Origin of the sequence: Saccharomonospora iraqiensis subsp. paurometabolica YIM 90007 (assembly GCF_000231035.2) — a bacterium.
In the GTDB taxonomy this organism is placed as follows: Bacteria; Actinomycetota; Actinomycetes; order Mycobacteriales; family Pseudonocardiaceae; genus Saccharomonospora; species Saccharomonospora paurometabolica.
The window spans coordinates 10,701-11,608 of sequence record NZ_KI912186.1; the positions used below are offsets into that span (position 1 = coordinate 10,701).

1 protein-coding gene is annotated in these 908 nt (G+C 75.2%); it reads left to right on the forward strand.

Going from position 1 to position 908, the window contains the following annotated elements:
• The coding region (locus SACPADRAFT_RS31890) for an acyltransferase domain-containing protein (RefSeq protein WP_007027783.1) at positions 1-908 on the forward strand (908 nt) is incomplete at both ends.

Here is a 908-nt window from a genome sequence, read left to right on the forward strand (position 1 = left end):
GGGGCCGTCGACCTGCCACCGATCGTCCGCGACGGCGGACTGGCCTGGGCGTTCTCCGGCCAGGGCAGCCAGCGCCCCGGCATGGGCGAGGCGCTGCGCGCCGGGTTCCCCGCGTTCGCCGAGGAGTTCGACCGGGTCGCGGCCCGGCTCGACCCACTGCTGGACCGCCCGCTCGCCGACGTGCTCGGCACCGATCTCGTGCACGACACCGAGCACACCCAGCCCGCGCTCTTCGCACTGGAGGTGGCGCTCGCCGCACTGCTGCACCGCTGGGGCCTGCGCCCGGACGTGCTGCTCGGCCACTCCATCGGTGAGGTCGCCGCCGCCCACGTGGCCGGGGTGTTCGATCTCGATGACGCGTGCGTGCTGGTCGCCGCCCGTGCCCGGCTCATGCGTGCGCTGCCGGCCACCGGTGCGATGCTGTCGCTGATCGCCACCCGCGAGGAAGCCGAGGAACTGGCCCGGGGCACACTGGACGTGGCCGCGATCAACGGGCCGCGCGCGGTCGTGCTGTCCGGCGACGCCGACGCGGTCGACGACGTCGCGCGCCGCGCCGAGGACTCCGGGGTGAAGTGCAGGCGGCTCACCGTCAGCCACGCCTTCCACTCCGCCCACCTCGACCCCGTGCTCGACGAGTTCCGCGCCGTTGTGGCGGAGCTGACCGCACACGCCCCCGCCGTCCCGCTGGTGTCGGGCGTGACCGGAGAGCCGCTGACCGCCGGGCAGGCCGCCGACCCCGACCACTGGGTCCGGCAGGCGCGTCGCGAGGTTCGTTTCCTCGCCGCCGCCCGCGCCGCCCATGACACGGGCGCGGCGACCTTCCTCGAACTCGGCCCCGACGCCGTGCTCACCGCGATGCTCCACGACTGCCTGGAGGGTGAGGACGTTCGCGCGGCCGCGATGCTGCG